Genomic DNA, 3,127 nt, shown 5'->3' on the forward strand with positions numbered 1-3,127 from the left:
TAGGGTAGGGTGGGCAAATTATGAGAGAAAGGCAATTAGATCAAATATCATGTCCATTTGCCCACCCTACAAGAGCGTACGCACTGAATGCAGCGCATCGCTATTCCCTCTTCCCCTCCTGGGAGGGGTTAGGGGTGGGTTCCTCTTCCCTCTTATCTCTTCCCTGTTCCCTGTTCCCTGTTCCCTGTTCCCTAAAATCTAGAAATTGTGTACCTCACAAGTCGTAGAATTGCTATAGTTACAGTAATAACCAGGCAAATAAATCCTTAACTGTAAGATTTAGCTCACTTACAAAAGATGGTACAGGAAGTAACATATCGGGTTGATCGAATACCTCAATTTCTTGTTTAGAATGGTAAACAAACACAGTTTTTTCCTCTGGGTCAATCAACCAACCGATCTGGGTTCCATGCTTGAGGCAATGAAGAATATTTTTGGTTACTTTTGTGTGACTTTGGTCTGGAGATAAGATTTCAATAGTCCAATCTGGAGTCAGGTTAAATACATTGGCAATTTCTCCATTATCATCACAGGGAATTCGGTTCCAAAGAAATACTGAAATGTCAGGTATTATTGAGCGACCCCCAAAGGTACAACGTAATTCAGGAAAAGCGCAAGCAATTTTTTTAGCTTTTACCAAACTATTGATTGCGGGTATTAGTTCTCCTTGAAGACGACTATGTTTTCCTTGAGGCATGGGCTTCTGAATAATTTTTCCATCAAGGTACTCACTAGCAGGCTTTGTTTCCGGTAGTTTCAGAAACTCCTCCAATGTCAGTATTTTAGGTTGTGCTTGTACCATTTCAGGGTTGTCTCCAATTGTGCCAGTAGGGGTTTGGTGGGCAAATTTTGGGAATTTGATCATTTCATCAGCTCTGATGCCCATTTGCCCACCCTACAAAATCAGGCGATCGGTCTTGCTTGTCACCTATTCAGCAGGTTAAGATTTTTTTGACTTGCTCTACAATTTTAACCGATAAACCAATTAACAACAGGGTAGACGGTAGTGGATTTGCTCACCTCAGGGGTAGGGTGGGCAAATTATGATAGTTTGGTAATTTAATTAGGAATCATGTCCATTTGCCCACCCTACAAGAACTCTTGTTGCTGTTGAGAAGTTAGTGTTTTTTTAGTTTAGCTTTGTCGTAGATTACCCATGAGCTTGGTTAAATTAAGAGTCGGCAAAAGTCACAGTGTAATTATCATATAGCCTTTGAGGTCAAAGGGATTGTGGGAGTGATAGAAATATGGGAGAACCGGAGCGATCGCGATGAGTAATATCATGTCCGGTTGAATACTTATACTAGGAGAGAAAGCAAGGCAGAAGGCAGAAGGCAGCTATGCTGAAGTAAAGGAGTAAGGTTTCAAGGGTAATGGTTTTTTATAACTAATTATCCGGACATGATATAAAACTAATTGCTTTGTGCTGCTCTCGACTGGATATCAATGTTGCCAAGGCTATAGAAAGTTTTATGCCAATAGCCCTTGTCACTAGTAATTCATCTGGTAATAAAACTTTGGTTAAATTAACAGAAAATTTTTTAAAGAAGCTATAAATTATTCAGATAATGTAAGCTTTTGAAGGATTTGGGTTTGTTAGCTGTATTCAAAACATTGCCTTCTGATGTAGATACTTGGAGATCGTGGTGTCTTATGCATAAGGACTTCAAAGTGGAGGTGAGGAGCAGTAGAACGAACTTTAGAGCGAGCTGCTGCGATTGGTTCCCCTTGCTGCACCACCTGTTCCTGGCTCACATATAGTTTACGGTTATGAGCATAGCGTGTCACCAAACCATTGCCGTGATCAATCTTAACTGTATTGCCACAACCATTGTACCAACCCGCGAAAATTACCTTGCCCTGGGCTAGCGCTCGAATCGTGCTACTATGGCTAGTGCTTTCTTCGTCTTGACGTTGAATCGACTCATGTTGAGTGGAGAGACTAGAAACTGGTGGGTTAATCTGTCTTACTACTTCAGATGCTACTCGGTCGGCTTCTTGCTCATACTTGTCCCCAACTTGACCAATAGTTAGCTTTGGCTGCACTGGATTGCCCTGCTGCCAATTGCCCCTTAACTCATGGGAAAGTCCCCTAAACATTGGCATTCGCTGAATTGACTGCCCAGTAACAGGGGAAAGACTACTCAGCAGAGGGTCAATAGTTCGAGCAACTTTCTGTTGGTAACCAGCTTCTGAGTGAGAGTTTTGGTGCTGGGACTTAATTAGATGACCTAGTGCCCGGTTGCCGATTATCCCTTGCAATTCTTCTATGGGGTGGAGCTCTGGCTTGGTACTAGGTGATGGTTGTTGCTGTTGAGAAGTGAGTGTTTTTGTGGTTTGGCTTTGTCGTAGATTACCCATGAGTTTTACGAAATATTTAATAGTTTGTATATTATGAGGTGATTTTACCCCTAAAATTGTCTCGTTTACCAACTAAGTCTTGAGTAATTATTCTCTCATTTTTTTCCAATAAATCATAGAAAGCTTTTAGTCTTTCCAATTTTTCAAGCCAATTTTCCATTTCCTTTGCTACTACTGTAGTTTGATCTATCTCGTCGAGAGAAACTATACTGAGGCGATTCCAATCGAGCTTTCCTTTTCCGTGTTTTTCAGCTTTAGCACCTCCCGCACTAGATAGAGGGTTTGCGGTTGCTTCTGTTGACTTCCAGTTATGAACGTATCCCTCGTTACTCGCACCACCTGGAGCAGTTGTTTCTACTCCAACCTCTAGAGCTCCGAATTTTTCTGTAGTTGGAGGTCGAAAAACAATCAGCAAATGTCCGTGGGCTCCATCTGGCAAAATTATATCACTGTTGAAATCTGTATCACCAATACCACCAACAGCTAAATTTATGCCATAAAGTTCTGTTCCATAAATTTTATTTTTAATTGCTGCTAGCTTTCCTCCTTGCTCTCGAACTTTTTCTTCCTGCCTCGACCTTTTCATGAAGTGTGTACCGAAAGAACGTTTAAACGCTCCGATACTTTCGTCTATTTTTCCTGCTTGAGTTACACCAAGCCAATTGAGTAAGGCATAGGGGTCTCTTACGCCTGCTTCACTTTTTTTCGCTAGCTTAGGAATTACAATATTGACTCTGCCACCATGAGATAGGGCGGTAGCAACATT

General features: G+C 41.5%; 2 protein-coding genes and 1 pseudogene. All 3 read right to left on the bottom strand.

Annotated elements, in window-relative coordinates; translation table 11 throughout:
* Positions 1 to 238 precede the first annotated feature (238 nt).
* Complete coding sequence (locus tag F6K38_RS38005) at positions 239 to 802, bottom strand: Uma2 family endonuclease (RefSeq protein WP_071107890.1); 564 nt, start codon at positions 800 to 802, stop codon at positions 239 to 241.
* 794 nt (positions 803 to 1,596) lie between these two features.
* Positions 1,597 to 2,361, bottom strand: coding sequence for a M23 family metallopeptidase (locus tag F6K38_RS38010; RefSeq protein ID WP_071105178.1), 765 nt, complete (start codon positions 2,359 to 2,361; stop codon positions 1,597 to 1,599).
* Between the two features lie 31 nt (positions 2,362 to 2,392).
* A pseudogene (locus tag F6K38_RS38015) lies at positions 2,393 to 3,127 on the bottom strand (hypothetical protein); the annotation flags it as partial.

Origin of the sequence: Moorena sp. SIO3B2, assembly GCF_010692525.1 — a bacterium.
Lineage (GTDB): Bacteria > Cyanobacteriota > Cyanobacteriia > Cyanobacteriales > Coleofasciculaceae > Moorena > Moorena producens.